The sequence below is a fragment of the Solidesulfovibrio aerotolerans genome (genome assembly GCF_009856865.1).
GTDB lineage: Bacteria > Desulfobacterota > Desulfovibrionia > Desulfovibrionales > Desulfovibrionaceae > Solidesulfovibrio > Solidesulfovibrio aerotolerans.
Genome location: NZ_WVUD01000003.1, coordinates 186,187 through 211,633, shown reverse-complemented (window position 1 = coordinate 211,633; position 25,447 = coordinate 186,187). Strand labels below are relative to the sequence as shown.

Annotated in this window: 24 protein-coding genes; 13 read left to right on the top strand and 11 right to left on the bottom strand. The window is 62.3% G+C overall.

Going from position 1 to position 25,447, the window contains the following annotated elements; all coding sequences use genetic code 11:
- Nucleotides 1-296 precede the first annotated feature (296 nt).
- Entirely contained in the window at nt 297-2,486 is a 2,190-nt protein-coding gene (locus GTA51_RS03725; RefSeq protein WP_160958795.1) for a SulP family inorganic anion transporter, read from the top strand.
- Nucleotides 2,487-2,658: 172 nt separating this feature from the next.
- Here GTA51_RS03725 and GTA51_RS03720 read toward each other — a convergent pair whose 3' ends face one another.
- Nucleotides 2,659-3,114 (bottom strand): cereblon family protein, encoded by a 456-nt coding sequence (locus GTA51_RS03720; RefSeq protein WP_160958794.1) that lies wholly within the window; start codon nt 3,112-3,114, stop codon nt 2,659-2,661.
- Between the two features lie 392 nt (nt 3,115-3,506).
- Between GTA51_RS03720 and GTA51_RS03715 the strand changes: the two genes are divergently transcribed.
- Nucleotides 3,507-4,517 carry an aminoglycoside phosphotransferase family protein gene (locus tag GTA51_RS03715; RefSeq protein WP_160958792.1) on the top strand — a complete coding sequence of 337 codons (1,011 nt, stop codon included), beginning with the start codon at nt 3,507-3,509 and terminating at the stop codon, nt 4,515-4,517.
- Nucleotides 4,514-5,260: an HAD family hydrolase gene (locus tag GTA51_RS03710; protein ID WP_160958791.1), complete on the top strand. Its 747-nt coding sequence runs from the start codon at nt 4,514-4,516 to the stop codon at nt 5,258-5,260. Before GTA51_RS03715 ends, GTA51_RS03710 begins: the two co-directional genes overlap by 4 nt.
- A gap of 136 nt (nt 5,261-5,396) precedes the next feature.
- Here GTA51_RS03710 and GTA51_RS03705 read toward each other — a convergent pair whose 3' ends face one another.
- Nucleotides 5,397-5,660, bottom strand: coding sequence for an amphi-Trp domain-containing protein (locus tag GTA51_RS03705; RefSeq protein WP_160958789.1), 264 nt, complete (start codon nt 5,658-5,660; stop codon nt 5,397-5,399).
- Between the two features lie 22 nt (nt 5,661-5,682).
- Nucleotides 5,683-6,327: a hypothetical protein gene (locus GTA51_RS03700; RefSeq protein ID WP_160958787.1), complete on the bottom strand. Its 645-nt coding sequence runs from the start codon at nt 6,325-6,327 to the stop codon at nt 5,683-5,685.
- Nucleotides 6,328-6,571: 244 nt separating this feature from the next.
- On the opposite strand from GTA51_RS03700, the gene GTA51_RS03695 reads away from it, so the two are divergent.
- Together GTA51_RS03695 and GTA51_RS03690 are read left to right on the top strand one after the other, a co-directional pair.
- Nucleotides 6,572-7,132 (top strand): dienelactone hydrolase family protein, encoded by a 561-nt coding sequence (locus GTA51_RS03695; protein ID WP_160958786.1) that lies wholly within the window; start codon nt 6,572-6,574, stop codon nt 7,130-7,132.
- Nucleotides 7,129-7,728, top strand: a complete 600-nt coding sequence (locus tag GTA51_RS03690) for a hypothetical protein (RefSeq protein ID WP_160958784.1) — start codon at nt 7,129-7,131, stop codon at nt 7,726-7,728. Before GTA51_RS03695 ends, GTA51_RS03690 begins: the two co-directional genes overlap by 4 nt.
- Before the next feature lie 123 nt (nt 7,729-7,851).
- Here the strand turns inward: GTA51_RS03690 and selD are convergent, their stop codons facing one another.
- Genes selD through GTA51_RS03665 form a run of 5 tightly spaced genes read right to left on the bottom strand, consistent with a single transcriptional unit; the run spans nt 7,852 to nt 12,873 of the window.
- Nucleotides 7,852-8,895 (bottom strand): selenide, water dikinase SelD, encoded by a 1,044-nt coding sequence (selD, locus tag GTA51_RS03685; RefSeq protein ID WP_160958782.1) that lies wholly within the window; start codon nt 8,893-8,895, stop codon nt 7,852-7,854.
- On the bottom strand, nt 8,895-9,107 hold the full coding sequence (locus GTA51_RS03680) for a hypothetical protein (protein ID WP_160958781.1): 213 nt from the start codon (nt 9,105-9,107) through the stop codon (nt 8,895-8,897). Before GTA51_RS03680 ends, selD begins: the two co-directional genes overlap by 1 nt.
- 54 nt (nt 9,108-9,161) lie before the next feature.
- Complete coding sequence (locus GTA51_RS03675) at nt 9,162-10,958, bottom strand: ABC transporter ATP-binding protein (RefSeq protein WP_160958779.1); 1,797 nt, start codon at nt 10,956-10,958, stop codon at nt 9,162-9,164.
- Nucleotides 10,955-11,680 (bottom strand): hypothetical protein, encoded by a 726-nt coding sequence (locus GTA51_RS03670; RefSeq protein WP_160958778.1) that lies wholly within the window; start codon nt 11,678-11,680, stop codon nt 10,955-10,957. The genes GTA51_RS03675 and GTA51_RS03670 overlap by 4 nt, the downstream gene beginning before the upstream one ends.
- Complete coding sequence (locus GTA51_RS03665) at nt 11,677-12,873, bottom strand: LeuA family protein (RefSeq protein WP_160958776.1); 1,197 nt, start codon at nt 12,871-12,873, stop codon at nt 11,677-11,679. The genes GTA51_RS03670 and GTA51_RS03665 overlap by 4 nt, the downstream gene beginning before the upstream one ends.
- Nucleotides 12,874-13,011: 138 nt before the next feature.
- On the opposite strand from GTA51_RS03665, the gene elbB reads away from it, so the two are divergent.
- From elbB to GTA51_RS03625, 8 genes are all read left to right on the top strand, one after another.
- A complete protein-coding gene (gene elbB / locus GTA51_RS03660) occupies nt 13,012-13,671 on the top strand; it encodes an isoprenoid biosynthesis glyoxalase ElbB (protein ID WP_160958775.1) in 660 nt (219 codons plus the stop codon).
- Nucleotides 13,672-13,810: 139 nt separating this feature from the next.
- Complete coding sequence (locus GTA51_RS03655) at nt 13,811-14,578, top strand: carbohydrate deacetylase (RefSeq protein ID WP_160958773.1); 768 nt, start codon at nt 13,811-13,813, stop codon at nt 14,576-14,578.
- Nucleotides 14,579-14,739: 161 nt separating this feature from the next.
- Nucleotides 14,740-15,921: an alcohol dehydrogenase-like regulatory protein ErcA gene (gene ercA / locus GTA51_RS03650; protein WP_160958771.1), complete on the top strand. Its 1,182-nt coding sequence runs from the start codon at nt 14,740-14,742 to the stop codon at nt 15,919-15,921.
- Nucleotides 15,893-17,611 (top strand): sensor histidine kinase, encoded by a 1,719-nt coding sequence (locus GTA51_RS03645; RefSeq protein ID WP_160958770.1) that lies wholly within the window; start codon nt 15,893-15,895, stop codon nt 17,609-17,611. The genes ercA and GTA51_RS03645 overlap by 29 nt, the downstream gene beginning before the upstream one ends.
- Before the next feature lie 78 nt (nt 17,612-17,689).
- On the top strand, nt 17,690-19,528 hold the full coding sequence (gene typA / locus GTA51_RS03640; RefSeq protein ID WP_160958768.1) for a translational GTPase TypA: 1,839 nt from the start codon (nt 17,690-17,692) through the stop codon (nt 19,526-19,528).
- A 284-nt stretch (nt 19,529-19,812) separates the two neighbouring features.
- Entirely contained in the window at nt 19,813-21,267 is a 1,455-nt protein-coding gene (locus tag GTA51_RS03635; protein ID WP_160958766.1) for a PP2C family protein-serine/threonine phosphatase, read from the top strand.
- 80 nt (nt 21,268-21,347) lie between these two features.
- Nucleotides 21,348-22,259, top strand: coding sequence for a hypothetical protein (locus tag GTA51_RS03630; protein WP_160958764.1), 912 nt, complete (start codon nt 21,348-21,350; stop codon nt 22,257-22,259).
- A gap of 21 nt (nt 22,260-22,280) precedes the next feature.
- Entirely contained in the window at nt 22,281-23,102 is an 822-nt protein-coding gene (locus GTA51_RS03625) for a nitroreductase family protein (protein WP_160958763.1), read from the top strand.
- A gap of 81 nt (nt 23,103-23,183) precedes the next feature.
- Here GTA51_RS03625 and GTA51_RS03620 read toward each other — a convergent pair whose 3' ends face one another.
- The 3 genes from GTA51_RS03620 to GTA51_RS03610 all read right to left on the bottom strand — a co-directional run bounded on the left by GTA51_RS03620 (nt 23,184) and on the right by GTA51_RS03610 (nt 25,361).
- On the bottom strand, nt 23,184-24,065 hold the full coding sequence (locus GTA51_RS03620; protein ID WP_420705126.1) for a UshA-like (seleno)protein family 2: 882 nt from the start codon (nt 24,063-24,065) through the stop codon (nt 23,184-23,186).
- A 146-nt stretch (nt 24,066-24,211) separates the two neighbouring features.
- Complete coding sequence (locus GTA51_RS03615) at nt 24,212-25,081, bottom strand: UshA-like (seleno)protein family 2 (protein WP_160958759.1); 870 nt, start codon at nt 25,079-25,081, stop codon at nt 24,212-24,214.
- 4 nt (nt 25,082-25,085) lie between these two features.
- Nucleotides 25,086-25,361, bottom strand: coding sequence for an HU family DNA-binding protein (locus GTA51_RS03610; RefSeq protein WP_024826291.1), 276 nt, complete (start codon nt 25,359-25,361; stop codon nt 25,086-25,088).
- Between the last annotated feature and the right edge of the window lie 86 nt (nt 25,362-25,447).

Here is a 25,447-nt window from a genome sequence, read left to right as displayed (position 1 = left end):
AGTCGTTCACAGGAAGCCTCCGTCTGTTTGAACTTTGAGCGGTTCAAGCGATGGAGGCTTCCGATTCCCGGAACTGTCAAACTTTGTGAGTCCCCCGGCAGAGCCGGGGGTTTACTCGTTATTATTACATGGTGTTAAATGTTTAAAAACTTTGGTTCAAACCTTGCTTTGTCCTTTGGTTGGCGGTGCGTCGCGCGAAAGCACCTTGGCAGCGGCCGGACAGGCTGCCGACCAAAGGCAGATTCCAGCAGCAGCACCGATACGGGTCTCAATGCTGTGCTTTTGAGAGAGGGATCATGTTGTCATTTGCAGTGAAAGTGCTTCCGTTTCTTGGTTGGTTTCCTAACTATTCGGCCGAGCGCCTGAAAGCAGATTTCATGGCCGGCTTAACCGTGGCCCTGGTGCTGATTCCCCAGAGTATGGCCTATGCGCAACTGGCTGGCCTTCCACCGCATTACGGTCTGTATGCATCGTTTCTGCCGCCGCTTATCGCCGCGCTCTTTGGCTCCAGCCGCCAGTTGGCCACGGGGCCGGTGGCGGTGGTGTCCCTGATGACCGCCGCCAGTCTCGAACCGCTGGCAACAGCCGGCAGTGACAGTTTTATCGCCTACGCCGTGCTCCTGGCCCTGGTCGTCGGTATTTTTCAGCTTTCCCTGGGCCTGTTGCGCCTGGGCCTTGTGGTCAATTTCCTTTCGCACCCGGTGGTGTCCGGGTTTACCAACGCGGCAGCCATCATCATTGCCACCAGCCAGCTCTCGAAGATGTTCGGGGTGTCGGTGGACAATGCCGAACACCACTACCAAACCGTCGTCGAGGTGTTCTCGGCCGCCCTCCACTACACCCACTGGCCGACCCTGGCCCTGGGAGGATTCGCCTTTGCCGTCATGTTCCTGCTCAAACGCTTTGCGCCACGGGTTCCCAATGTGCTTGTCGCTGTGGCCCTGACCACGCTTTTCGCCTGGGCCACCGGGTTTGAGCACAATGCCACGGTGGACGCCCAGAACCTCAACGATCCCCAGGCCATGGCAGACATTGCCCAATACAATGCGGCCATGGACACCCAGGCCAATCTGGCCAACGCACGCACGGCCCTTAGTACGGCCATTGCCAAGGCCAAGGACCAGGACGAACGCTTCACCGCCGTTGATGACGAAAACCAACTGCACCTGATCACCCTGGAAATGGATATCGCCCAAAGCACCGCCAAAGCGGCCCGGGCCCGGCTGCGGGGCATGCTTTTTAAAGGGGTGCCCGGCCCTGATGGCGCCTTGGCCTTTTATGCGCAGGGCCAAGTTGCACCAGGAGCGAAAACCGACGGCCGCACCTGGCGCTTAAAGGTTGGGAACAAGGGCCTGGACCAGACGCGTCTGACTATGATCGGCGGTGGCAGCGTGGTTGGCGTCGTGCCGGCCGGCCTGCCGAGCCTTGCTGTGCCGAAAATCGATCTGGCCATCATGGGGGGGGTATTGCCCTATGCCGCCATCATCGCGCTGCTCGGATTTATGGAAGCCATTTCCATTGCCAAGGCCATCGCCGCCAAGACCGGCCAGAGCCTTGACCCGAACCAGGAATTGATCGGCCAGGGGCTGGCCAACATTTTCGGTGCCGTAAGCCACAGCTATCCCACCTCCGGTTCCTTTTCCCGCTCGGCTGTCAACCTGCAAGCCGGGGCGCAGACCGGTTTTTCCAGCGTGTTCACCAGCGCCATGGTGGTCGTGTCCTTGCTCTTTTTTACGCCGCTGCTCTACAATTTGCCCCAGTGCACCTTGGCGGCCGTTATCATGATGGCCGTCATCGGACTCATCCACCCGTCAAGTTTCGTGCATTCCTGGAAAGTTGCCTGGTATGACGGAGCCATCTCCATTATCACCTTCGGGGCCACCCTGGCCTTCGCGCCCCATCTCGACAAGGGCATTCTGATCGGCGTCACCCTGTCCCTCGGGGTCTTTCTCTATCGCAATATGCGCCCTGTGGTCAGTTCCCTGGCCCGAACCGAGAAAGGCGAACTGCGCGATGCCACCCGCAACGGCTTGGCGCTTTGTCCCTATGTTGATGTTGTCCGTTTCAATGGGCCGCTCTTTTTCGCCAATGCAAGCTTTTTGGATGATTCCATAACCTCCCGCCTGCAATCGAAAAAGAACCTCAAGCATATCATCCTCGAGGCAAAGGGAATAAACGATATGGATGCGTCCGGTGAGGAAGCGCTGTCCCTGGTTATCGACAGATGTCGCAGCAGAGGAGTGGATATTTCCGTCTCCGGCGTCAATGATCTGGTCATGGCGATCATGAGCCGCAGTGGGTTATTGGAAAAAATCGGGCTGGAGCATCTCTATGCCGATGTCGACAAGGCGATATGCAGCGTCCACACCAATGCGCACCAGGACAGTACCGAAGACAGCTGCCCGCTGACCACGGTCTGCCGCCTCAACAATCAGCCTCCCGGGCAGATCAAACGGCCCAGACTCCATGCCTTTAACGTGGGCTAAGGTTTCGATGGACAGACTGGGCGGGCGGCGGCGAGGTCTCGACAGACTCCATGCCTGCATCGTGGGGGATAAGGTGGACCCGTCGCGGTTGGCCTTGATCCTCTGGCCGCCGCAGGTGAGCCTGCGGCGGGGGGGATTCTGCCTGCGGGAGAGTCACGCCGTATCAGACCAACTAGGCTGCTTCTTTCTTGGCGTCGTCAGGGGCGGCGGCCAGGTGGTCGAGGATCAGCCCATAGAAACCAAAGGCGTCGTCCGTCTGATGATGCCAGCCCAGATGGTTGCCGCAGCCGGCGCACACGGCCATCTGCCAGAAGCCTTCGGTCGGCTGGCCGAAATCCAGCGCGAAATGGCCCATGGACAAGCAGCCGGGGGCCAGGGAAAAACACCCGATTTCCTGGTCGATGCCATGGGCCGTCGGCACGGCGTGCCGGTGGGAGCCGTTGACGGCAATGCGCTGGCTCGACCGGGTTATGTCATCGCCGCACTGGGCGCAGACCATGCGGTCTGTGCTGGCCAGCGAGGGGTTGTCAAAGATCGGCTTGGGGGCCTTTATTGGTTCGTCAGGAGCCTCATCCCAGGTCAGGCTGATGGGCGGCGACGTCGTGAAAAGTGTGAGGTGCTTGTTCATGGTGCAATCCTCCCGGGCGACCGGTATCCCGTTGCGGCAGACCCGCTGTTTTGAGCCTTCGGGACGATTCAGTATCCCTACCGGCTCAGTCTGCATTAAGCTATGCACGATCTGTTCCCAAACAAGCGGGTTGGGAGGAGGGCGATGGCGAAAACGAGGGGCGCAGGCTGGAAATTTCAGTCTCGTAGCATGAAATCATGGATGATTTCTTAGTAATGAGTCCAAAAAAAGAGTCCGTGACAAGGGTGGCAGAGTGCCAGCCCGGATACAGGCCGCATGGCTCATGCGTCGGAAAGAATTGCATAAGTCCAACGCTGGCTATACACTATGCCTGAATCGTCAACCCGGCTTCGCGCGACACAATTGTCGCAGTCGGCTTCAAAAGTGTCGTCATGCATCAGTATCTTGGCCACCTCGCTGTTTCCGATCCCCTGCACGGGTATCTGCGCGACGTCATTTTGCCGCAATTGGCGGCATCGGATCGTGAACCACGCTGGCGTGTCTACCGCGTCGCTCCGGCCAGCGCCGTCTATCTCTACGAAGACAAATGGACCCAGGCCCGGGTGGTGGGAAAGTTCTACGCCCGCTCCAGGGGCTTAAACGGCAGCTTCGCCCCCCAGACTGCGGAAAACGAATACCGCAACCTGGAATTCGCCCGCAGCCTGGGCCTGGACGCTCCCCCGGATTATGTGGCCCGTCCCCTTGGCGTCAACGCCGCCCTGAGCGATCTGCTGGTCATCGAATACGTTGCCGGCGACCAGCTCGACAGCGTCATCGACGCCGCTGCCCGCGATGGCCGCAGTGAGCGGCTCTACCGCAAGCTTTCCGGTTTGGCCCGATTTTTTGCCCGCCTGCACAACGCGACGGCCGGTCCGGAACACGTCGATTTCGCCAGAACCCAAGGCTACTTCGGCCGGGTGGTCGACTATCTGGCCAGCCACGACGTTGTTTCCGCGCATCGCGCCGAGCGGTTGCGGGAGCTGGGGCATGCCTATGCCGGCCGGGAGGCCTTGTGGCAGGATGTCCAGGTCACGGTGCATGGCGACGCCACCCCGTCCAATTTTTTGTTCGGACGCGGCCAGGACGTTTACGCCATCGATCTGGAGCGCATGCACCGCGACGACCGGGTCTATGACGTGGGGCGGTTGTGTGGGGAGCTCAAACACTGTTTTCTGCAAATCACCGGCGACAGTGCGCGGGCCGAGCCGTTTATCGGGCATTTTCTCTGGGAATACGCCGGCTACTTCCCGGATCGCGAACGCACGTTTGCCGCCCTGTCCACCCGGCTGCCGTTTCATATGGGGCTGACGCTTATGCGCATCGCCCGCAACGCCTGGCTTGAAGAGGGCTATCGCAAACGCCTTGTCCACGAAGCCAAGGGTATTTTGACGGGGGCTTTATGATTGTTCGAGGAATCATCTGCGACATCAATGGTACGCTCATTGACATCAACACCGACGAGGGCAACGAACAGATTTACCGCTCCATCAGCCATCTGCTCAAGTATTACGGCATTCGCACCAGTCGCGGCGATGTGCGTGAGGGCTATTATCAGATCCTCAAAGAGCAGCGCCGGGCGAGTGGGGAAGCGTTTCCGGAGTATGATGCCGTGGCGGTGTGGCGGGAATTTGTGGTCAGCCGTCTGGAGCGCAGCGGGGCGAGCATACCCAAAAACAAGCTGACCCAGTTGCCGCATTTTCTGGCCGAGCTTTTTCGCGGCATTTCGCTCAATCGCCTGGAACTCTACCCGGAAGTGCGCCAAGTCCTGGACGAACTGCGCCCCAACTACCGTCTGGCCGCCCTGTCCGACGCCCAAACCGCCTGGGCCTTGCCGGAAATGCGCCAGGTCGGCATTGAAGAATTGTTCTTCCCCATCGTCGTCTCGGGCGACCTGGGCTACCGCAAGCCTGATCCGCGCATTTTCGCCCTGACCCTGCGGCGTATGCATCTGTCGCCACAGGAAGTGGTCTTTGTCGGCAACGACATGTACCGCGATATTTACGGCGCGCGTCAAGCCGGTATGCGGACCGTCTTTTTCGCCACCGGCCAGGGCCAGCAGCGCATGGACGGCGTCGAAGCCCACTACAACATCTACCGCTTCGGGGAACTGCGCAACGCCATCCGCTTTTTCGAGGCACAGCCTTAATGAAGTATCGCTGCGGGAGCTAAAAGGGGCGCTGCCCCTTCTGGACTTTCCCGCCGGGGGGGATAATCCCCCCCGGACCCCCTTTCCAGGGGGACTGGTCCGTAAACCGAGTCGGGGTGTGCGTAGGGAGAAAGAACTACTCGCCCATGTCCGTGAAGCCGTCCATCTCCTTGTGCTTTTTCCAGGAGATTTCCAGGGCGAACTTCTCTTTGTCCTTTTTCTGGGACGCCTTCATATCCACGTTGACCAGCACCGACGGACGCAGGGTGATGGACTCATCACCGGCAGCGATGGTGACCAGCCCGGCCTTCATGTCAGACACCAGCTTTTCCAGGTTGGCGATGACTTCGGTGATCTGCATCACCCCTTCGACCTTGATCTTGCCTTTTTCCTTTTCCATGGTGGACTCCTTATAAACGGCGTCAGCCGATGATTTCAAACGCAGTAGAGCGCCCACGGGCCAACCGGATTGACCCCTGGCGTTTGAGCACGAATCCCACAAGCGGTGTCAGGGCCTCCATGTCCAGGCTTGCCCCCGGCAGACGGCAGCGGAAAAACTGTCCGTCATCCGCCAGCGTCAGGGTGTAGCGGCCGATGCTGTGCGCCCGAAGCCGGGCGGTCAGGGTCGGCAGGGGCGCGCCTGCGTCGCCGGGATGCCGGCACAGCGCAGCAGCAGGCTCCAGGGAAGCCAGCAGGCGATGCAGGGCCTGACTGCAAAAAAAGAGCGTTGCCACCGGCAGATCCAACGCATCGGGAGCGACCGCAACCGTCAGGCTGGCCTCGCTCTCGGGAAGCAGCCCTTCCAGGACGCCGCGTAAAAAGGCCTCTGCCGGATGGAGCGGCGGGTCGGTGCTTGGCAGAGCTGTATGGGCGGCATGGGCTGCTGGGGCTACCGAGCTGGGCGTAAGCACACGTTCTGGCGGGCAGGGCGATTGGGGCTGTTCCGCTTCGGGCGAACAGGGGCCACCGGTGCCGTCGTCGCGCAGGGGAGGCGTCGGTTGTCCGGCACCGGCACCGGCTGTGCCTTTCGGGGGGCGCGGGCAGGTCTTCCAGTTTGCGGCTACCATGGGCGAACCACTAGCCTGGGCGACGTTACGATTTAAAGACAAGTTCGGGGCGGTCGGGAGCGGGGAAGCCGGCTAACGGCGGCGGGGGATGGCGGGAAGGCGTCCTGGTGGGTATTGCATTCGGGCTCAAGAGATAATGACGAAGGGATAAGACGCCGCTACATCGGTCAATCGGCTGCGGCAGGCGTTTTCTTTTGACGACACAGGGGCAATTGGTTCATTATTAACGCAAAGATATCGAATCATGCACACGATCATAGCGTCGGATATTTACGGCATAACGCCTGCCGTGCAGTCCCTGGCCGGCAATCTGGACCGGCAGGCCGTCGTGCTTTCGCCCTGGGACGGGGTGGGCTGTCCGTTTGCCACGGAGCAGGAGGCGCATGCGGCCTTTCTGGCCGGGGAGGGGATCGCCGGGTATGCGGCCCGGATTGCGGCGGCAGCCGGGCAAGCGCCGGCCTTTCTCGTGGGGTTTAGCGTCGGGGCCACGGCGATCTGGCTGCATACGGCCGGCGCGGGCTGCCATCCGGCCAGCCGGGCCGTGCTGTTTTACGGTTCACGGATTCGCTGCCATCTTGACGTCCGGCCGCGTTGCCGGGTGCGGGCGATTTTCGCCGCCCAGGAAGCGGCTTTTGATCCCCGGGACATTGCCTCGCAATTGGTGTCGGACACTGTTGCCGTACACATCGAACCGGAAGCGGCGCACGGGTTTATGAACCCGCTGTCGCCGGGGTATGATGCGGCGTTGGAGCGGAAATATCTCCATTTCTTGCAAAGTTATTGCGCAGAAGGTGTTCTTTCGTGAACGTGCGTATTGTGTATTTGTTGAGTTTTGGATTTGGTCTTTTTGGAGCTGTTATTTTGGTGTATGTGTATTCTGTTTGTGTAAATAGCAAAGACGACAAATTAAAAGACATGCTTCGACGTGTTGCGGGTGCTAATGGAGACAAGCAAGATTTGAATTGTTTTGTTTTAGAAAAAATCGTAATTTTTATATTTACAGCATTTTTTATGGGATTTTTTGCAGTTTGTTTTTTTGGTTCAATTCTGTTTAAAAATATTGGAACGGCAAAATATTGTCTTACGGTCTTTGTGTGTATTCTTTTTGCAATAGGATGTTTGTCATCGTTTGCTGATTATTTTCTTTCGATGGTTGTTGTTGTTGACGATTTGATTTATGTTAGATGTATGAAAACATGGTTTCGACCTGTCGTTGTCATTTTTGACGGAAGCCAGGCTTACGAAAGAATAGGGACTGAGGTGTCCTCGTTTTTGGTTGCGCGTTATATGGTTTGTATTAGAATAAATAATAAGTTGTTTGTTGTCATGAATGCGAGAAATAAAAAGCATCTCATAAAAGTATTTAATAACATGAAAGAAGTTCGTGGCACTGCGGTTTGATACTATTGATCTTGGAGCTTCGATCTATATTGGTCGCAATTGTCAAATAATGTTATTCGGTTGGAGAATCCAAAGCAATTGAACCTTTATTGTCATTAAGAGGAAGTCTATTCCGTTTTTATGTCAGCCAATCCGCAACCGCGCCTTTCCTGCCTCTTCTTCCACCACCCTCCCAATGACCGCCGCCAGATCGCCGGCTGCTTCGAGCATCTGCCGGGCCGCCGCAACTTTGCTCTCGGGCACGGCCAGCACCAGCCCGCCGGAGGTCTGGGCGTCAAAGACCAGATCGCAGCGGATGGGGTCCAGCCCGGCCGCAACAGACACGGCGTCGGCGCAGTAGCGTTTGTTGGCGAAACTGCCCGCCGGCAACATGCCGTAGCCGGCCAGCTCCACCGCTTGGGGCAGCAAGGGTATGTCGGCCAGCCGCAACTCCACCGCAACGCCAGACGCCGCAGCCATCTCCAGCACATGGCCGCCCAGGCCAAAGCCGGTCACGTCCGTGGCCGCCAAAAGCCCCAGTTCCCGGATCACCCGCGCCCCGGCGGCGTTTAAGCGTCCGGCCCAGATGTATAAAAGTTCCTCCAGCGCGAGGATGTCGCCGAAATCGCCCTTGATGGCCGTGGCGAGAACACCCGTGCCCAGCGGTTTGGTCAAAATAAGCACGTCGCCCGGCCGCAGGCCCGTATTGGAAGCAAAGGCATCGGCATCGACCAGCCCGGACACGGCCAGCCCGTATTTGATCTCCTTGTCCTCGACGCTGTGGCCGCCGGCCGGCACAGCCCCGGCTTCCAGCACCGCGTCCAACCCGCCGCGAAGGATTTCCCCCAAAATGGCGGTGTCCATGGTCTTGGCCGGGAAACAGACGATGTTCATGGCAGCCAGGGGCACCCCGCCCATGGCGTAGACGTCGGACAGGGCATTAACCGCTGCGATGCGCCCGAACTTGTAGGGATCGTTGACGATGGGCGTGAAAAAATCCACCGTCTGCACCAACCCCTGGCCGCCAGGAAGCCGCACGATAGCGGCGTCCTCGTTGACTCCCTGGCTGGTGAGCAGACGCGGATCGGTAAAAGGGGGCAGACCCCGCAAGACGGCCTCCAGGTCCCCTGGAGCGATCTTGGCCGCTCAGCCGGCGGCGGTGACGGTCTTGACCAGCGCAATGCCCATTATTTCTCCTTGCGTATCGCTTGGATAAGATCGGTCGTCAGCATCTTCCCGTCAAGGCCGAATCGGACGGCCAGACCGGCGACGGTCTCAAAAAGTCCCTGGCAGAGCAGACAGCAGCCGGCTGCTGCGTCGTAGCGGCGAAAGACCGCTTCGGTGGACGGGTGGGCGGCCACGAGATCCAACACCGTGGTGGTGTCGGGATCAAAGGCCATGAGGCCGCGTCCCGGCAGGCGCAACGGCAAGGGCAACGGCGTCGCAAACGACGGTCATGGGGCAGTTTCCCCGCCGCTTTGCACCGCCCACATGCCGGCATAGACCCCGCCGGCCGCCAGCAGCGATTCGTGGTCGCCGCGCTCCACCACACAGCCCTCCACCACCACCAGAATCTGGGCGCATTGCCGCACCGTGGACAGGCGATGGGCCACGGCCAGGGTGAGCCGGCCCTGGCGGAATTCGTGGAGATTTTGCTGGATGATGGCTTCGGTGCGGGTGTCCACGGCTGACGTTGCTTCATCCAGCAGCAGCAAGGCCGGGTCGCGCAAAATGGCCCGGGCCAGGGACACCCGCTGGCGCTCGCCGCCCGAGAGTTTCATGCCGCGCTCGCCGATGATGGTGTTGTAGCCCTCGGGCAAGCGCATGATGAAATCGTCGGCCCCGGCCATGGCCGCCGCCCGGCGCACGGCCGGCAAATCGGCTTGCGGGTCGCCGAGCAGGATATTTTCCGCCACTGTGCCGTGAAACAAAAAGGCATCCTGGGAGACATAGCCCAGACGCTGGCGGTAGCTGGCCAGGGTGACCGAGGCAAGGCTTGCGCCGTTGACCAGGATGTCACCGCTGGTGGGCTCGAAGTAGCGCAGCAGCAATTTGACCAGGGTGGACTTGCCGGCACCGGTTGGGCCGACCACGCCGACAACCTCGCCCTGGCGCAGGGTGAAGCTTACGCCGTGCAGGACCGGCTCGCGGCCGGGATAGGCAAAGCGCACGTCGCGAAAGGCAATCTCCCGGGGCCGCTCGGCAAGGGCCACGGCTTCGGGACGGTCCACGATGCGCGGCTCGGTGGCCAGCATCTCGGCGATGCGCGCGGCTGCCGCCTCGGCCCGCTGGATTTGATTGATCAGCATGCCAAAGACAAATAACGGCAGAACGAGCCGCGCGGCAAAAAGGGTAAACGTGGTGTAGTCGCCAACGGTCGTTCCGTTTCCGGTGGCAACGAGCCAGCCGCCGCCGGCAAAGACAGCGGCAAAGGACAGGCCGGCCACGGCATAGATGGCCGGCAGAAATCTGGCCCGTTCGGCCTCGGCCGCCACGGCCTCGTCGCGGTAGGCGGCCGAGCGCTCGCTGACAGCGGCCAACAGCCGGGCCTCGGCGGTATAGGCCTGGATGACGCCCATGCCGGCAATGTTGTTTTCAAGCAGCCCGGCAATGGCTCCCACTGCCTTTCGCGCCCCCCGATAGCGCGGCTGCACCCGGGTGACAAAACGGCGCACGGCGAAAACGGCCAACGGCAACGGCACGAAAAGGAGCAAAGCCAGTCGCCATTCCAGGAAAAAAAGATAGCCGTAGATGCCGACAAACGTGACCACGACCCGGATGATCGAGGTGGTGGCGTCGGTGAGAAAGCTCTCCAGGGTGTCCACGTCGCCGACCACCACGGACATGATGTCGCCGGTCTGGCGGTCTTCAAAATAGGCCGGGTCCAGTGTCTGGAGGCGGCTGTAGAGGGCCAGGCGGATATCGTGGCGGGTGCGCTGGGCCATGGCCGCCAGGATGTAATCCGAGCTGCTCTGGAAGAGGGCCAGAAAGATAAACGAGGCCAAGACGGCCAGTCCGAACAGCAGATAGGTATGCGGGGCGGTGACGCCGTTAACGGCGGCATCGATGACCTTGCCGGCCAGGGCCAGCGGGAGCAGATCGCAGGCCCGGGCCAGGACGTTTAAGCCCAGTCCCAGACCAAAAGCCCGGCGATAGGGAGCCAGGAAACGAAACAGCGTCCAGACATGGCGGCCGAAAAAAGGGCCGTTCGGGTCATTGGCCGCAGCAGCGGCAGGGATCTTTTTTTTCATACAACCAGCAGCAGGGCGGCGTAGCCCACCGCGCCAAGCGTAAAGGCCGGGGCGTTGCCTGAGCCGTCCAGGGGAAGTTCGTCCTTCATGGTGTTCATGACCACGCCACCGGCCAGAAAGGCGAAGAGAATGGCCAGCACGGCGTCGTGGACGCGGAAAAGATAGCCAAAGCCCCAACCGGCCAGGACAGCCCCGGCCAGGACCAGCCGGCCCAGATGACGGTAGCTGTCGGTAAAGTGGCGGCGAAGCCCATAGTCGTTGCCGGCCATGTGCAGGGCCATGGCCAGGAAATACGTGAGGAGGTTGGCCGGTCCCGGCGTCGCCCGGTTCACCAGCAGATAGCCGATAAGGAAATTGTACAGGCCAAACGAGGCCAGATGGAGCCAGAAAACGCCTTGTCCCGGGCTAAGCGGCGGGGTGTCGCGGCCGCCGCGCGCGCCAAGGGCCGCCCGTTCCAGGGCGTAAAACACCAGCAGTCCGGCCAGGGCGATGAGAAAGACGTGGCGGTCCAGGGTGGAAACCCAGGCCCAGCCGGTTCGCAGAACCACCTCCTGGCCGTCGCACAGGCTCGGAAAGATATGGACAAAGACGTAGGCCGTGGCCGCGCCGCCGGCCAGGGACAGCCAGGGACTGCGTGGCGCGTCGAGGACGGGACTGAGCAGGCGCACATACAAATGGAGCAGGGCCAGGCACAGGGCCAGCAGGGCACTTAAGCCCATCATGGCGTCTGGTCCTCCCCGGCAGCGGCCACGGCCCGGCGCAGCAAGGCATCCTCGTCATCCCAGGCGGCCTTGTCGGCATTTTTGACGAACCGACTGGCCCGGGCAAGACCCTCGGGGGAAAGCGCAATACCCAGCTCGGCCAGCCGCAAGGCCAGGGCCGCCTTGCCCGAGAGTGGCGAAAGCGGCAGCCGGATGCCGTCGGCACCGACCAGCTCCGGGCGAAAGGGCAGATAGGTGTCGGGGTGCTTGAGCAGGCCGTCCTGGTGGACGCCGGCCGAAGTGGCAAAGATATTGGCTCCGGTGACGGCCTTGTTGGCCGGCAGGGCAATGCCGGCCCGCTCGGCCACCAGCCGGCACAGGGCCGTGAGCTGGCGGGTGTCGATGTTGATGGAGCGGCAGTACTGCTGCTGGTTGAGGGTCAGGGCCATGACGGTTTCTTCCAGAGCGGCGTTGCCGGCCCGCTCGCCGATGCCGCAAACGGTCAGATGGACGATATCGGCCCCGGCGGCCACGGCGGCCAGGGTATTGGCTGTGGCCAGGCCAAGATCGTTATGAAAATGCACCCGTACCTTGACCCCGCGCGGATGGGCCAGTCTGGTCAGCATGGCCACCCGGCGGCGCACGACTTCCGGGGTCAGCACGCCCACGGTGTCGGGAAAGCCGATGCCGGTGGCTCCGGCGTCCATGGCCGTGGTATAGGCCTGGCGTAAAAAAGCCGGTTCGGTGCGGCTGCCGTCCTCGCAGCCAAAGGTCACCCGGTCGAAGCGTTCTCTGGCATAGGCTACGGCCCCGGCGATCATCTCCAGGCATTGGGCCTTGGTCTTAGCGAGCTTGTGGCGGCGGTGCAGCGGACTGGTGCCCAGAAAAATGCCCACCCCCCGGCGTGTCGGCGGGGCGTCGGCCAGGGCGGTCCAGGCGGCGTCGATGTCGGCGGTGACAGCCCGGCACAGCGCCATGATAAGCGGGCCGCTCGTTTCGGCGGCAATGCGGCGCACCGCCTCGATCTCATGGTCCGAACCGGCCGGAAAGCCGGCCTCGATGACGTCCACTCCGGCGGCGGCCAGGGCTTTGGCAATGGCCACCTTGTCGGCCACGGAAAAGCGCACTCCGGGCATTTGCGCCCCGTCGCGCAGGGTGGTGTCGGAAATGATCAGCGGGGACAGCGGCGGCGTGGCAAAAAAACGCTTGGGCATGGCTTCTCATGCGCTGTTTTCCCGTCAAAGGCAACGCCTTGGCGGCGTAACGGTTTGACGTAGCCGGGGGCAGAGGATAGATTTTTGCCCCGGCCGGCATAGGCTGCGGGAGAACAACACCAGTAACGGGAGGGGAGCATGGCGACCATCGGCGTACTCCTGTCGGGTTGCGGCGTCCTGGATGGCTCGGAAATCCACGAAGCCACACTGACGCTGTATTTTTTGAACAAGGCCGGGGTCAAGGTCGTGTGCCTGGCCCCGGATATGACGGTTGCGGCCATGGACCATGGGACGAAAAAGCCCATGGGCGAAACACGCAATATCCGGGTGGAAGCCGCCCGCATCGCCCGGGGAGCAGTGGCCGACGTGGCCCAGGTCAAGGCGGCGGACCTGGACGGCCTCATTTTGCCCGGCGGTTTGGGTGCGGCCACAAATTTGTGCGATTTTGCCGTCAACGGAGCCAAGGGCACGGTCGAGCCGTCGGTTGCCGCCCTGCTTTCCGCCATGCATGCCGCCCAAAAGCCCATCGGGGCCATTTGCATCGCCCCGGTTGTCGTGGCCCTGGCCCTTGGAGCGCATCATCCCGAACTGACCATCGGCAACGATCCCGCCACGGCCCAGGGGCTGGAAGGGACCGGCGCCCGGCATGTGGTCTGTCCTGTCGACGGAATCGTGGTGGATGCGGCCAACCGGCTGGTGAGCACGCCGGCCTACATGCTCGGGCCGGGCATCGCCGACATAGCTCTCGGCATCGAAAAGCTCGTGGCGGCCGTCTTGGACATGGCCCGGGCTTCCTGACCGTTTTGGCGGCCCCGGTCTGCCCGGTGGCGGGATGGCCGGCATTGGCGCAGGCCAGACCGTGACGCCTCCTTGGCCGGCATTGCGCAGGCCAGGACGTGACGATTGTTTTGAAGGGAAAGACTGCCAGGGAGGGCGGATGCGGCGGCTTTTTGTCAATGCGGATGATTTTGGGCTGACCGAGGGTGTGAGCGCCGGCATTGCCCAGGCCCTGGCCGCCGGGGTGGTGGGCGGGACCACGGCCATGGTTTGCGTGCCGGGCGCGGTGGAGCGGATTGCCCGCTTCGGCCGGCCGTTTTCGGACCGGGTGGGCCTGCATCTGCAACTCACCGGCGGCACCCCCTGTCTGCCGCCAGACGCGGTGCCGAGTCTGGTGACGGCCGAGGGCCTGTTCCCACGCAAAAAGATGGCGCTGGGCAATGTGGACCCAGGCGAAGTGCGGCGGGAATGGCAGGCGCAACTGGCCTGTTTTCTGGAATCTGGCCTCACGCCGAGCCACCTGGATTCCCACCACCATATCCACAAGCGGCCCGAGGTGTTTGCGGCCTTTGTGGAATTGGCCCGGGAATGGGGCCTGCCGGCCCGGGCGCTTTCCGACGATATGCGCCGGACTCTCGACGCGGCCGGGGTGGCCCATGCCGACGTCTGCGTCACGCGGTTTTACGGGGAAACCCTCAGTGTCCCCCATTTTCTTTCTTTGGTTGATGCGGCGTTTGCGGCCCTGGGCGGCGAGGGAACCGTGGAAATCATGTGCCACCCGGGTCTTTGCGACGCAACACTGAGCGCTATCAGCACCTATGACTTCGGTCGTGAGGAAGAGTTGCGGGTGTTTACTGCGCTGCAACTGCCAGATCTGCTGGTCCGGCACGGGGTGACGGTGATTGACGCCGCGTCCCTGGCCCCCTAGTGTTGCGTTCACAAAAAAATATTTATGTTTTTTTGTGAATAAAAATAATAAATTTTGTGTTAATACTTGGGTAACCATAACGGCAATTCGCGAACGCCATAGTAGAACATTGTTTCGGCGAGCGGGCACAGAGATGTCAGACGCCGCCAAAGGATGGGCGCATGCCGGAGAGACTCCTACTATCCATGCGCAAATTTGTGGCCCCGGAGTTCGTGTTCGGTCAGGGTGCCCTGGGTCTGGCCGGCCGACAGGCGGCCGGACTTGGGGTGCGTCGGGCGCTTTTGGTGGCCGATCCCGGATTAGCTGATTTGGGCTGGCCCCAGCGTGTCGCGGCCAGTCTGAGCGAGGCCGGGGTGGAAACCGAACGCTTCGAGGCCCTGTCGTCCAATCCCCGGGACCACGAGATCATGGCTGGCGTGGCCGCCTTTGCCGCGTGCGACTGCGACGCCATTGTGGCTGTGGGCGGCGGTTCGGCCATGGACTGCGCCAAGGCCATCGGCATCGCCTGGGCCAATGGGCGCCATATCCTCGACTTCGAGGGCGTGGACAACGTCGAGCGGCCGGGGCCGCCGCTGTTGTGCGTCCCGACCACCTCGGGCACCGGTGCCGAAGTTTCGCAGTTTGCCATCGTCACCGATACGGCCCGGCAACGCAAAATCGTTATTGCCAGCAAGACGCTCATTCCCGACGCCGCCCTGCTTGATCCCGACGTCACCACCACCATGCCCGCCGAGCTGACCGCCTATACCGGACTCGACGCCCTGACCCACGCCATGGAAGCCTACGTGTCCAATGCCCATGGTCCGGTCACCGATCTTTTCGCTCTGGAGGCCGTACGCCTCATTGCCGCCAATTTGCCCCGCGCCATGCATGCCCCGGATGCTATCGAGGCCCGGGGGGCCATGCAGTTGGCCAGCCTCTATGCCGGCCTGGCTTTTTCCAATGCCATCCTCGGCGCGGTCCACGCCATGGCCCACAGCCTCGGCGGGCTGCTCGATCTGCCCCATGGCCTGTGCAACGCCATCCTGCTCGATCACGTGGTCGCCTACAATTATGCCGCCGCCCCGGACCGTTACGACACCCTGGGGCGCTGTCTCGGGGCGCAGTTTGGCGCCGCCGCGCCGCAAAGCGAGAAAAAAGCCGCCACCCTGGCGGCTCTGGCTGCCTTCAAACGCAGCGTCGGCGTTTCCATGGGGCTGGCCGACCTGGGCGTGCGCGTGTCGAATTTTTCCGATCTGGCCCGCACGGCCCTGGATGATCCGTGTCTGTTGACCAATCCCCGGCAGCCGACCCAGGCTGATCTGGAAGCCCTTTATGAAAGCGCCTACCAATCCCGGGCCTGAGCCTGACGACCGCCGGACCCGGCTGCTCGGCTTTGGGGAACACTCGGTCAGCAAGAGCTATTATCCGGAGTTGCGGCGGCGTCTGGAGGAACTCGAACGGTTTCGCTCCCTGCTCGATCAGACCGGCGACGCTATTTTTCTCGTGGATGTGGGCAGCGGCCGCATTACCGACGCCGCCGGGGCGGCCGGGGCCATGCTGCGCCTTGGCAGCCACGAATTGGTCGGCCGGTTTTTTGAAGATTTCCTGCCCGTTGACGCGGTCTGTCAGCTCCGGGGCCTTTTTTCCGGGGACTTTGCCGCCGGGCGCATCGAAACCGCCCTGGCCCTGCCCGGCGCGGTGGCCGGCACCCGCCTGCCGGTGGAGATGACCTTTCGTCTGGCCCAGGGCGGGGACGGCCCCATCGCCGTTATCGTGGCCCGCGACGTCATCGAACGCAAAAAAAGCGAAGAGGCCCTGCGCCGGGCCGAGGAACGTTATCGGGGTATTGTCGAAAACGCCGCCGAGGGCATTTTCCAAAGCACCCTGACCGGCCGGCTCATGAATGTGAACCCGGCTCTGGCGGCCATTCTCGGCTATACCTCGGCGCTGGACCTGATGGAGCATGTGAAAAACGTGGTGGACGACGTGGTGGACTGCCCCGACGACCGCCACCGCATCCGCAACGAGCTTGAGCGCTACGATCAGGTCAAGAATCTGGAAGTCCAGCTCCTCACCAAATCGGGCCAGCGCATCTGGGGACTGATCAACGCCCGGCGCATCCGGGACGGCGAAGGCCAGGCCGAACGCTTCGACGGCTCGGTCCAGGATGTGTCCGTGCGTAAAAAGGCGGAAGAGACCCTTATCCGCTACCACGACGAACTGGAACAGCGGGTGGCCGAACGTACGGCAGAGTTGACGCGCATCAACGAGCGCCTCCTGCACGAGGTGACCATCCGCAAGCGGGCCGAAGAAGCGGCCGAGGCGGCCAACCGGGCCAAATCCGATTTTCTCTCCATGGTGTCCCACGAAATCCGCACGCCCCTGACCTCGGTCCTGGGCTTTGCCGTGCTGATCCAGAAACGCCTGCAAAAATTGCTGGCCCCCCTGACCGACGGGCCGCCCCAACGGCGCCGCCAGGCTGAGCAGGTCCAGGAGAATCTCGGCATCATCGTGGCCGAGGGTGAACGGCTCAAACATCTGATCAACGACGTCCTCGATCTGGCCAAGCTCGAAGCCGGCAAGATGGCCTTTCACAAGGATCGGGTGGACCCGGCCGCTGTGATCCGCCATGTCATGAGCGCTTGTGTCGGGCTGTTGCAGGGGTCCAGGGTCAATCTGACCACCAGCATCGAGGGACGGCTGCCGGAGATCGTCGGCGACCGGGACAGGCTTATCCAGGTGCTGGTCAACCTCGTCTCCAATGCCCTCAAATTTACCGAGACCGGCTCGGTCGCCTGCCGGGCCAGGGTGCAAGGCCATTCCATCGTCATCGAAGTCGCCGACACCGGCATCGGCATTCCCGAGGCCGAGCAGCATAAGGTCTTTGAAAAGTTTAACCAGATCGGCGGAACCCTGACCAACAAGCCCAAGGGGACCGGTCTTGGCCTGGCCATCTGCAAACATATCGTCGAGTCACACGGCGGTCGCATTTTTTTTGTATCAAAGCCCGGAGCCGGCAGCACCTTTACCTTCACACTGCCGATTGCCTAAGTTGGACCATTGCGGTATGTCCCCGTCCCCCGGCAGCGTCCCCGACGTTTGCCCCCAACGCCCTTCAAGGATTCCTGCATGAAAAACGCGACCAGAAACGAAGCCCTGCGCAATATCGCCATCATCGCCCACGTCGACCACGGCAAAACCACCCTGGTTGATCATATGTTCCGCCAAAGCGGTCTGTTCCGCCAGAACCAGGAAATGACCGACCGCATCATGGACAGCATGGATCTCGAACGCGAACGCGGCATCACCATTGCCGCCAAAAACTGCGCCGTGATCTGGAACGGGGTGAAAATCAACATCATCGACACCCCGGGCCACGCCGATTTCGGCGGCGAAGTGGAGCGGGCGCTGTCCATGGTCGATGGCGCGGTGCTGCTGGTCGATGCTTCCGAAGGGCCGCTGCCCCAGACCCGCTTTGTGCTTAAAAAGACCCTGGACCGGGGTCTGCCCGTCATTGTGGCTGTGAACAAGATCGACCGCAAGGATGCCCGGGTCGAGGAAGTCTTAAACGAAATTTACGACCTCTTTATTGACCTCGACGCCTCCGAGCAACAGCTGGAATTTCCGGTGCTCTATGCTATCGGCCGCGAAGGCATGGCCAAACGCAGCCTGGACGATGCAAGCGGCGACCTCTCGCCCCTGTTCGAGACGATCCTGTCCGAGATCAAGGGGCCGCTCCACGACGCTGCCGAGCCGTTTCGCATGCTGGTGTCGGATCTGGGCTATTCCGATTTTCTGGGCCGTCTGGCCGTTGGCCGCGTTGTCTCCGGCACGGCGCACATCAACCAGACCATGGTGTGCATTGACGCCGAAGGGACGACCAAACCGCTGCGCATCTCGAAATTGCAGGTCTATCAAGGCCCCAAGCTGACCGAGACCGAAGCGGCCGATCCGGGCGACATCCTCGTCCTTTCCGGCGTTGAAGACGTGACCATCGGCGACACCATCACCGTGGCCGAATCGCCCAAGGCCTTGCCGCGCATCAATGTGGACGAACCGACCGTGTCCATGCGCTTTGCCATCAACACTTCGCCGTTCGTTGGTCGCGAAGGCAAGTTCGTGCAGTCGGCCAAGCTTCGCGAGCGCCTGTACAAAGAGACGCTGCGCAACGTGGCCATCAAGGTCGAAGAGACCGAAGACAAGGACGCCTTTACGGTCAAGGGCCGGGGCGAGTTCCAGATGGCCATTATCGTTGAGACCATGCGCCGCGAGGGTTTCGAGATTTCAGTCGGTCGCCCCGAGGTCATTTACAAGACCGAAGGCGGCGTGCGCAAGGAACCCATCGAGCACCTGTTTATCGACTCCGACGAGGCTTTTGTCGGCGTGATTACGGAGAAGCTGTCCGTGCGCAAGGGCCGCATGCTCAATCTGGTCAACCACGGCTCGGGCCGGGTGCGCCTGGAGTTCTCCATTCCCGCCCGGGGGCTGATCGGCTATCGCGACGAATTTTTGACCGACACCAAGGGCACCGGCATCATGAACTCGTCGTTTTCCGGTTACGACGAATACCGGGGCGATTTCCCCAGCCGGTTCACCGGTTCCATCGTCAGCGACCGCCAAGGTGTTGGCGTTCCCTATGCGCTGTTTAACCTCGAACCGCGCGGCCGGCTGTTCATCACGGCGGGCGAGCCGGTCTACGAGGGCATGATCGTTGGCGAGCACAACCGCGACAACGACATCAACGTCAATCCCTGCAAGGAAAAAAAGCTCACCAACATGCGGGCTTCCGGCAAGGATGAACATGTCATTCTCACCCCGGTCCTGCCCATGACCCTGGAGCGGGCGCTGCACTTCGTGCGCGAAGACGAGATGGTGGAAGTCACACCCTTATCCATCCGTCTGCGCAAAAACGTGCTGCCGGCCAAGGATCGCCACACCATGGACGGGGCCAGGAAAAAAGATAAATAGCCTTTGTTTCCTGGACGTCGATCCTACCGGGCGTTTGTATTTGCGGCGATTTCCCTCTGGATGGTTTAACTGTCCAGGGGCAGGTCGCCGCTTCTTTTTCTCGCAGCCCTCCGAAAGACCGGCAGCCCGCCCCGGCCATTGCCAGTCGCCCGGCCTTCGGGCATGACAAGGCCATGAACAGACACCTGACCATGCCCGGTTCCCTGGCCGTTGCCGCGCGTTATCTGCTTGTGGTCGTCCTTTTGACGTTTTATGGCGGCCAGGTCTGACCCTTCATAGACGCCGTGCCCCCCGTGCATCTGGGGGCCATACTTGCCACTTCCTTTGCCGTTGCCCTGGCTGTGCGGGGACTTTACATGCGCCGCGTTGTCCTGGCCGCTGCGGACCGGGACCAGCCTTCACGGCAATTCATCCTGGAGATGGGATGCTGCCTGTTGGCCGGGCTGCTTGGGGGCCTGTGGATGGAGGCGCACATTGATTTTCTCTGGGTTTCCGGCTGGAAACTGGTGCTTGGGTCTTTGGCCGCCGGGTTCTATCTGGGCCTGGAAGGCGCTTTGTTGCGCCTGCGTACCGTGGTACTCCGGGCCACGGCGGGGGGCGGCGGCTTTACGGCTGCCCGGCCGCACCGGCTGCGCAGCCTGTCCCGGCGCTTTTTGCTTATGGCCGCAATAGCCACCGTCCTTCTCATGGGTCTTTTCGGATTGATCTGGGCTGGCGACGTAAGCTGGCTGTCCTCCCTGGATCGGGAGCCGGCGGTGCTGGCCGCAGCCCGTCGTTCCGTTATGCTTGAAATCGCCTTTGTCATGGCCGTGTTGCTGGCCGGGGCTTCCCGGCTGATTCTGCTTTATGCCGGCAATCTGCACTTTCTTTTCGGCACGATCACGCAGGGAATGGCCCGGGTGCGCCAGGGCGACCTGACCGTGCGCCTGCCTGTGGCCACGGCCGACGAATTCGGCCTGATTGCCGCTGAGGCCAATGCCATGATCGAGGGACTGTCCCAGCGGGTGGCGTTGCTCGATGCGCTCAAAGTGGCTGAAGATGTGCAGCGCAATCTTTTGCCGACCGGGCCGCCGCGAATCGCCGGCCTCGATATTGCCGCCTCAAGCGATTATTGTGATGAAACTGGCGGTGACTATTATGATTTTATTCAAACCGGGCCATCCAAAACCGTGGTGGTGGTGGGCGATGTGGCCGGGCACGGCGTGGGACCGGCCCTGCTTATGGCCTCGGCCCGGGCAACCGTGCGCATGGCCGCCGCCATGTACGCCGATCCCGGAGCGGTGGTCAGCGCCGTCAACTCCCGGGTGGCCGAGGATGTCTACGGCACGGGACGGTTCCTGACGCTTTTTTATCTGGAGATCGACGCTGCGGCCAAGCATCTGCGCTGGGTCAGGGCCGGCCACGATCCGGCCCTGGTGGTGGGGGCCAGCCAGGGCGAAATAGCTGAACTGGCCGGTGGCGGCCCCCCCCTTGGAGTTGTGGAGGGTTTCCGCTATGTGGCCAGTTCAGGCCCTTGGCCGGCTGGCGGTGTGGTGTTTATCGGCACCGACGGCATATGGGAAACCCGGGGCGCCAACGACGCGATGTTCGGGAAGCGCCGGCTGCTTGACATCCTGCACGGTACTGCCGACAAGCCGGCCGACCGGATTTTGGAAGCCGTGGCCCAAGCCTTGCGAACTTTTGCCCAGGGCCGTCCCCGGCAAGACGACATCACCATGGCGGCCATCCGGTTTCCCTGACCGGGACGGCCAGACCAGTACGCCCGCGTCTTGCCCGCCCGACCGTCTTGGGCTAGGAGAGGACAATCAGGCCAGCACCCATGAAATCCCGTATCGTCGATGTCGCCGTCAATGTTTTTGGCAAACCGGCCCAGACCGCCCTGGCCCTGGTCTCTTTGCTCGCCCACAGTGGCCGCTTCATCGACAAGATTTATTTTTGCGAAGAGCCCGACTCCCTCAACGCCGTCTTTGCCCATGCCGATATTCTGGCGGCCCTGGGGGATCGGATCATCCACCACCGGCCGTCCTTTATGAACTGGCGCTACGCCGTGGACGAAACGCGGCTTGGCGACGATGCCTACCGCCACGCCCTGCGCTATCAGTATGCCTTTGAGCACACCGACAAGCGCTATCTGCTCCTCATCCATAACGATTGCGAATTTATTGGCGACGCCGTCGGCCAGTTGCTGGCCGGCCTGGGCAGTCAGGCCGGGGCCGGGGAGATCGGCCAATGCTGGTTGTGCCCGGCGCACATGCTCGGGCGCTGCGGTCCGGGACGCTACCGGGACTATCGCCCGGATTTCGCCGAACTGGCTGCGCTCTATGCCGCCGTGGACCCGTCGGTGGTCTATCGCCGCAAATATCTGGACGAGCCGACCGAGGCCCTGCGCCAGCGGCCCTGGCCCTTGCCCGAGTGCCGGCTCAACGAATTCTGCTGTCTGCTGCGCCTGGACGCGGTGCGGCCCGACACCTGCCCGAAAGGCCCGGCCCGGCCGTTTGGGGCCTACGTCGATGTTGGCAATCCCGAAACCGGCAACGGCATCCTGGACATCGGCGTGGCTTGGTTTGGCGACATGGTCCATCTGGGCCACAGCTTCGCCCATGTGCCGCTCGATGCCTGTGTGCGCCACAACGTCGGGCACACGGCCCTTTTTGCCCCGGATATGTACGTGCAGCGCGAGGAAGAGGCCCTGACCATCCTGCGCGACACCTATGGCCGCCGCATCCCCTGATCCCCGCCCCCAAGGAACACCATGGAACTATTTAGCGTCACTGCAAATTGCACTGGCTGCGGCCTGTGCGTTGCCGCCTGCCCGGCCAGTCTGGTGCGCCAGCGTCAGCCGGGTGAAGCGCCCCAGGCCCTGGCTGGCCGGGAAGCCCATTGCATCCGCTGCGGCCATTGCGTTATCGCCTGCCCGGCCAAGGCCTTTGTCCATGCCTTGCTGCCGCGAGAAGATTTCGAGCCTATCCGGCGAAAAGAACTGCCCAGCCCGGCCTCCCTGCGCCATCTGCTCATGGCCCGGCGCTCGTGCCGCACCTACGACCCGGCTCCCGTGCCCCGGGAGGACATCGTGGGCCTTATCGAAGCCGTGCGCCACGCCCCCACCGGCCACAATATGCGCCAGGTGGGGTATGTGGTGGTGGATGGTCCGGCGCGCATGGACGCAGCCCGGCAGCTTGTTTTGGATTGGATTGCTTTGGAAGTGGCGGCGGATTCGACCCGGGCGGCTGAGCTGCATCTGGCCGGCGCGGCCCGGGCGGCGGCCAAGGGCAAGGATGTGATCTTTCGCGGTGCGCCCCATGTTGTGGTGGCCCATGCCCCGGAGCAGGGCATCAGTCCCGAGGTCGATGCGATTATCGCCGCCTCGTGGCTGGAAATCGCGGCAGCAGCGGCGGGCTATGGGGCCTGCTGGTGCGGGTATCTCATGTTCGCCCTGGCCGCGCATCCGCCGGTGGGGACGGCGCTGGGCGTGCCGGCCGGGCACAGGGGCTATGCCGCACTTTTATTGGGCCGCCCGGCCAGCCGCGTGGGGCAGATCCCGCCCCGGGACATGCCGCCCGTCCATTTCTATTAGCACGCCACAGGGGGAACTTGCAGCAGGAGCCGCCGGCACTTGTTGTGCTGGCGTAAAAACCGGCCAGTTCTCCCTGTTCGGCTATTCAAAAAGCTTTTTGATCTCGGGATCGGCCGGGTAGGCCTCATCGAGGTTGACCACTTCGGCCCTAAAGTTGCCATTGGGCGTCCAGGCGAAGCCTGCCCCGTCCGGCAAGGCCAGCAGATCGACACGATTGACGGTCTTGCCCCGGGTGTAGGCCCGGGCCCACAGGGTCTTGCCCTGGGGGCCGACCCGGCCGGCCGTGCCGGCGCTGATGCCGCTGCCGAGCAGCACATCCAGGGCATCCGGGTGGGCGGTGAGGAAGGCTTCCTCGTCGGGCATACCCAGGCCGCTTAGGCCAATAACCAGCCGCACCGAGGGGCGAAGCGCCTTGGCCGCCCGGGCCACGGCATCACCGATGGCGGCCGGAGCCGGTTTGGTCAGATCCGGCGGCGGCGGAAAAAAGACAAGGCCCACCGGCACACCGGCAACGTTGAGCACTTTGGTCTGGGGCTTGTTGTCCAGGACGTCAAAGCCGGACGGGATGGGCGCGTCAGCGCTTTTGAGATAGGCGGCCTCATCCGGCAGCAAGGCCCCGGCATCGTAGCCGATGCGGGAAAGCGCCTGGCTTATGGCCGGCAGGCGATGGGGATCAGGCTTTCGGTCCGGCCCGTCAGGCAAAATTTCAAAGGGCGCGCCGAGAACAAGCGTGCGTGCCTTGCCAGGGGCAGTGGCGCGAAGCGATTGGATAAAGGCGGCCCGCCGGGCCAACCCGCCAACAAGCTTGCCGCCTCAGGAAGGGCAGGGCTCGTAGTTGCCGTAGGTGTTGCCGGATAAGACGATGGTGAGGATCGGTTCCTGGGCAGCCGCCGGCAGGGCGACGACTACGGCCAGAACCAGGGGCAATAGGGCGAGGGCGGCGCGATGGGAGCGAGTCTTCACGGGATGAGCCTCGGGTTGCGTTGGCGGTTTGACAGGGGGGTAAAAACCATCGGTTGCCGCCCCGCCTCCTTGTCGGTTCCCTTGTCTGCCAAGGACACCAGCCGGGAGACGGGGCGGCAACCAGACGCGGGCCGCACAAGGTCGGGTTATTTGAGCAGCGCGTCCACGGCCTGATCCTGGGGAAAGTTTTCATCCAAAGGATCGACCTTGGCAGTGAAGTTCTCGCCGATTTTCCAGACAAAGCCGGGCTTTCCGGGCAACGCGAGCAAATCCAGGCGGTTGAGCGTCTTGCCCTTGATATAGGCCCGGGTCCACAAGGTGCGGCCGTCCTTGGAGGTGCGGGAGGCAAAACCGGATCCGCCGCCGCTGCCGAGCAGCACATCCACGGCCCCGGTTCGGGTGTTGATAAAGGCTTCCTCGTCGAGTGCTCCCCAGGGGCTGATGCCGACCACCAGGGCGGCCTTGGCCCGCAGTTCGGCTGCGGCCCTGGCTGTGGCGTCCATAAGCTTGTCCGGCACCACGGCGCTGATGTCTTTGGGCATGGGGAAGTACAAAAGCCCCACGGCAACGCCGCCAACGATGACGATGCGGGTGACCGGGGCGTCTTCGAGTACCACCGCGCCCTTGGGCGGCAGGGACTTGTGCTCGGCTAAAAGCCTGGCTTCCTGGGGGGCAAGGGCCATGGCGTCGTAGGCCAGGCGTTCATGGGCCTTGGCCACGACCGGCAATTTGTCTGGCTCGGGCGGCGCGGCCGAGACTTCGGGGAGAAACTCCCACGGCCCGGCCACGGCCAGCACTTTGCCGGCAGTGGGCGCGTTTTGCCGCAGCATCGCGATGGCTGTGGCCCGGCGGGCCAGACCGCCCAGTTTTTGCGGCCCGCAGGTGGGGCAGGGATCGTAATAGCCGTACGTATTGCCGGCATAGAGGATGGTCAGGGCCGGATCGGCGGCAAAAGCCGTTGCTGCGGTCGCTGCCGCCAGGGCCAGGACCAAAAACAGAATGCGCAGAGTTGCCATAGGATTATTTATTGAGGTATTCCTTGAGTTCTTTGCCCGGGCGGAAAAACGGCAGTTTTTTGGGTGCCACGGTGACGACGTCGCCGGACTTGGGATTGCGTCCGGTATAGCCTTTGTAGCCCTTGATTTTAAAGCTGCCAAACCCACGGATTTCCACGCGGTCTTCGTTAATGAGCGCCTGTTTGACGGAATCGACGAAGGCGTTGACGATGTCGGCGGCTTCGTCGATGTGCAGGCCTTTGGTTTCGGCCAGGGTCTTGATGAGTTCGCTTTTGTTCATCGCGTGGTCCTCGCGCTTTTGACGGTTGGCCGAATCCCGCTGGAAGCGGGTCGGATCAATCGTCCATCTATTTCATACCATTGCCG

What these genes read in the sequence shown, in the direction of transcription:
- GTA51_RS03625 (WP_160958763.1), top strand. Translation starts at nt 22,281, where the DNA reads ATGGAACTATTTAGCGTCACTGCAAATTGCACTGGCTGCGGCCTGTGC.
- ercA (WP_160958771.1), top strand. Translation starts at nt 14,740, where the DNA reads ATGCCGGAGAGACTCCTACTATCCATGCGCAAATTTGTGGCCCCGGAG.
- GTA51_RS03715 (WP_160958792.1), top strand. Translation starts at nt 3,507, where the DNA reads ATGCATCAGTATCTTGGCCACCTCGCTGTTTCCGATCCCCTGCACGGG.
- GTA51_RS03710 (WP_160958791.1), top strand. Translation starts at nt 4,514, where the DNA reads ATGATTGTTCGAGGAATCATCTGCGACATCAATGGTACGCTCATTGAC.
- elbB (WP_160958775.1), top strand. Translation starts at nt 13,012, where the DNA reads ATGGCGACCATCGGCGTACTCCTGTCGGGTTGCGGCGTCCTGGATGGC.
- GTA51_RS03615 (WP_160958759.1), bottom strand. Translation starts at nt 25,081, where the DNA reads ATGGCAACTCTGCGCATTCTGTTTTTGGTCCTGGCCCTGGCGGCAGCG.
- GTA51_RS03655 (WP_160958773.1), top strand. Translation starts at nt 13,811, where the DNA reads ATGCGGCGGCTTTTTGTCAATGCGGATGATTTTGGGCTGACCGAGGGT.
- GTA51_RS03665 (WP_160958776.1), bottom strand. Translation starts at nt 12,873, where the DNA reads ATGCCCAAGCGTTTTTTTGCCACGCCGCCGCTGTCCCCGCTGATCATT.
- GTA51_RS03725 (WP_160958795.1), top strand. Translation starts at nt 297, where the DNA reads ATGTTGTCATTTGCAGTGAAAGTGCTTCCGTTTCTTGGTTGGTTTCCT.
- GTA51_RS03645 (WP_160958770.1), top strand. Translation starts at nt 15,893, where the DNA reads ATGAAAGCGCCTACCAATCCCGGGCCTGAGCCTGACGACCGCCGGACC.
- GTA51_RS03610 (WP_024826291.1), bottom strand. Translation starts at nt 25,361, where the DNA reads ATGAACAAAAGCGAACTCATCAAGACCCTGGCCGAAACCAAAGGCCTG.
- GTA51_RS03700 (WP_160958787.1), bottom strand. Translation starts at nt 6,327, where the DNA reads ATGGTAGCCGCAAACTGGAAGACCTGCCCGCGCCCCCCGAAAGGCACA.
- GTA51_RS03670 (WP_160958778.1), bottom strand. Translation starts at nt 11,680, where the DNA reads ATGATGGGCTTAAGTGCCCTGCTGGCCCTGTGCCTGGCCCTGCTCCAT.
- GTA51_RS03680 (WP_160958781.1), bottom strand. Translation starts at nt 9,107, where the DNA reads ATGGCCTTTGATCCCGACACCACCACGGTGTTGGATCTCGTGGCCGCC.
- GTA51_RS03630 (WP_160958764.1), top strand. Translation starts at nt 21,348, where the DNA reads ATGAAATCCCGTATCGTCGATGTCGCCGTCAATGTTTTTGGCAAACCG.
- typA (WP_160958768.1), top strand. Translation starts at nt 17,690, where the DNA reads ATGAAAAACGCGACCAGAAACGAAGCCCTGCGCAATATCGCCATCATC.
- GTA51_RS03695 (WP_160958786.1), top strand. Translation starts at nt 6,572, where the DNA reads ATGCACACGATCATAGCGTCGGATATTTACGGCATAACGCCTGCCGTG.
- GTA51_RS03705 (WP_160958789.1), bottom strand. Translation starts at nt 5,660, where the DNA reads ATGGAAAAGGAAAAAGGCAAGATCAAGGTCGAAGGGGTGATGCAGATC.
- GTA51_RS03675 (WP_160958779.1), bottom strand. Translation starts at nt 10,958, where the DNA reads ATGAAAAAAAAGATCCCTGCCGCTGCTGCGGCCAATGACCCGAACGGC.
- GTA51_RS03720 (WP_160958794.1), bottom strand. Translation starts at nt 3,114, where the DNA reads ATGAACAAGCACCTCACACTTTTCACGACGTCGCCGCCCATCAGCCTG.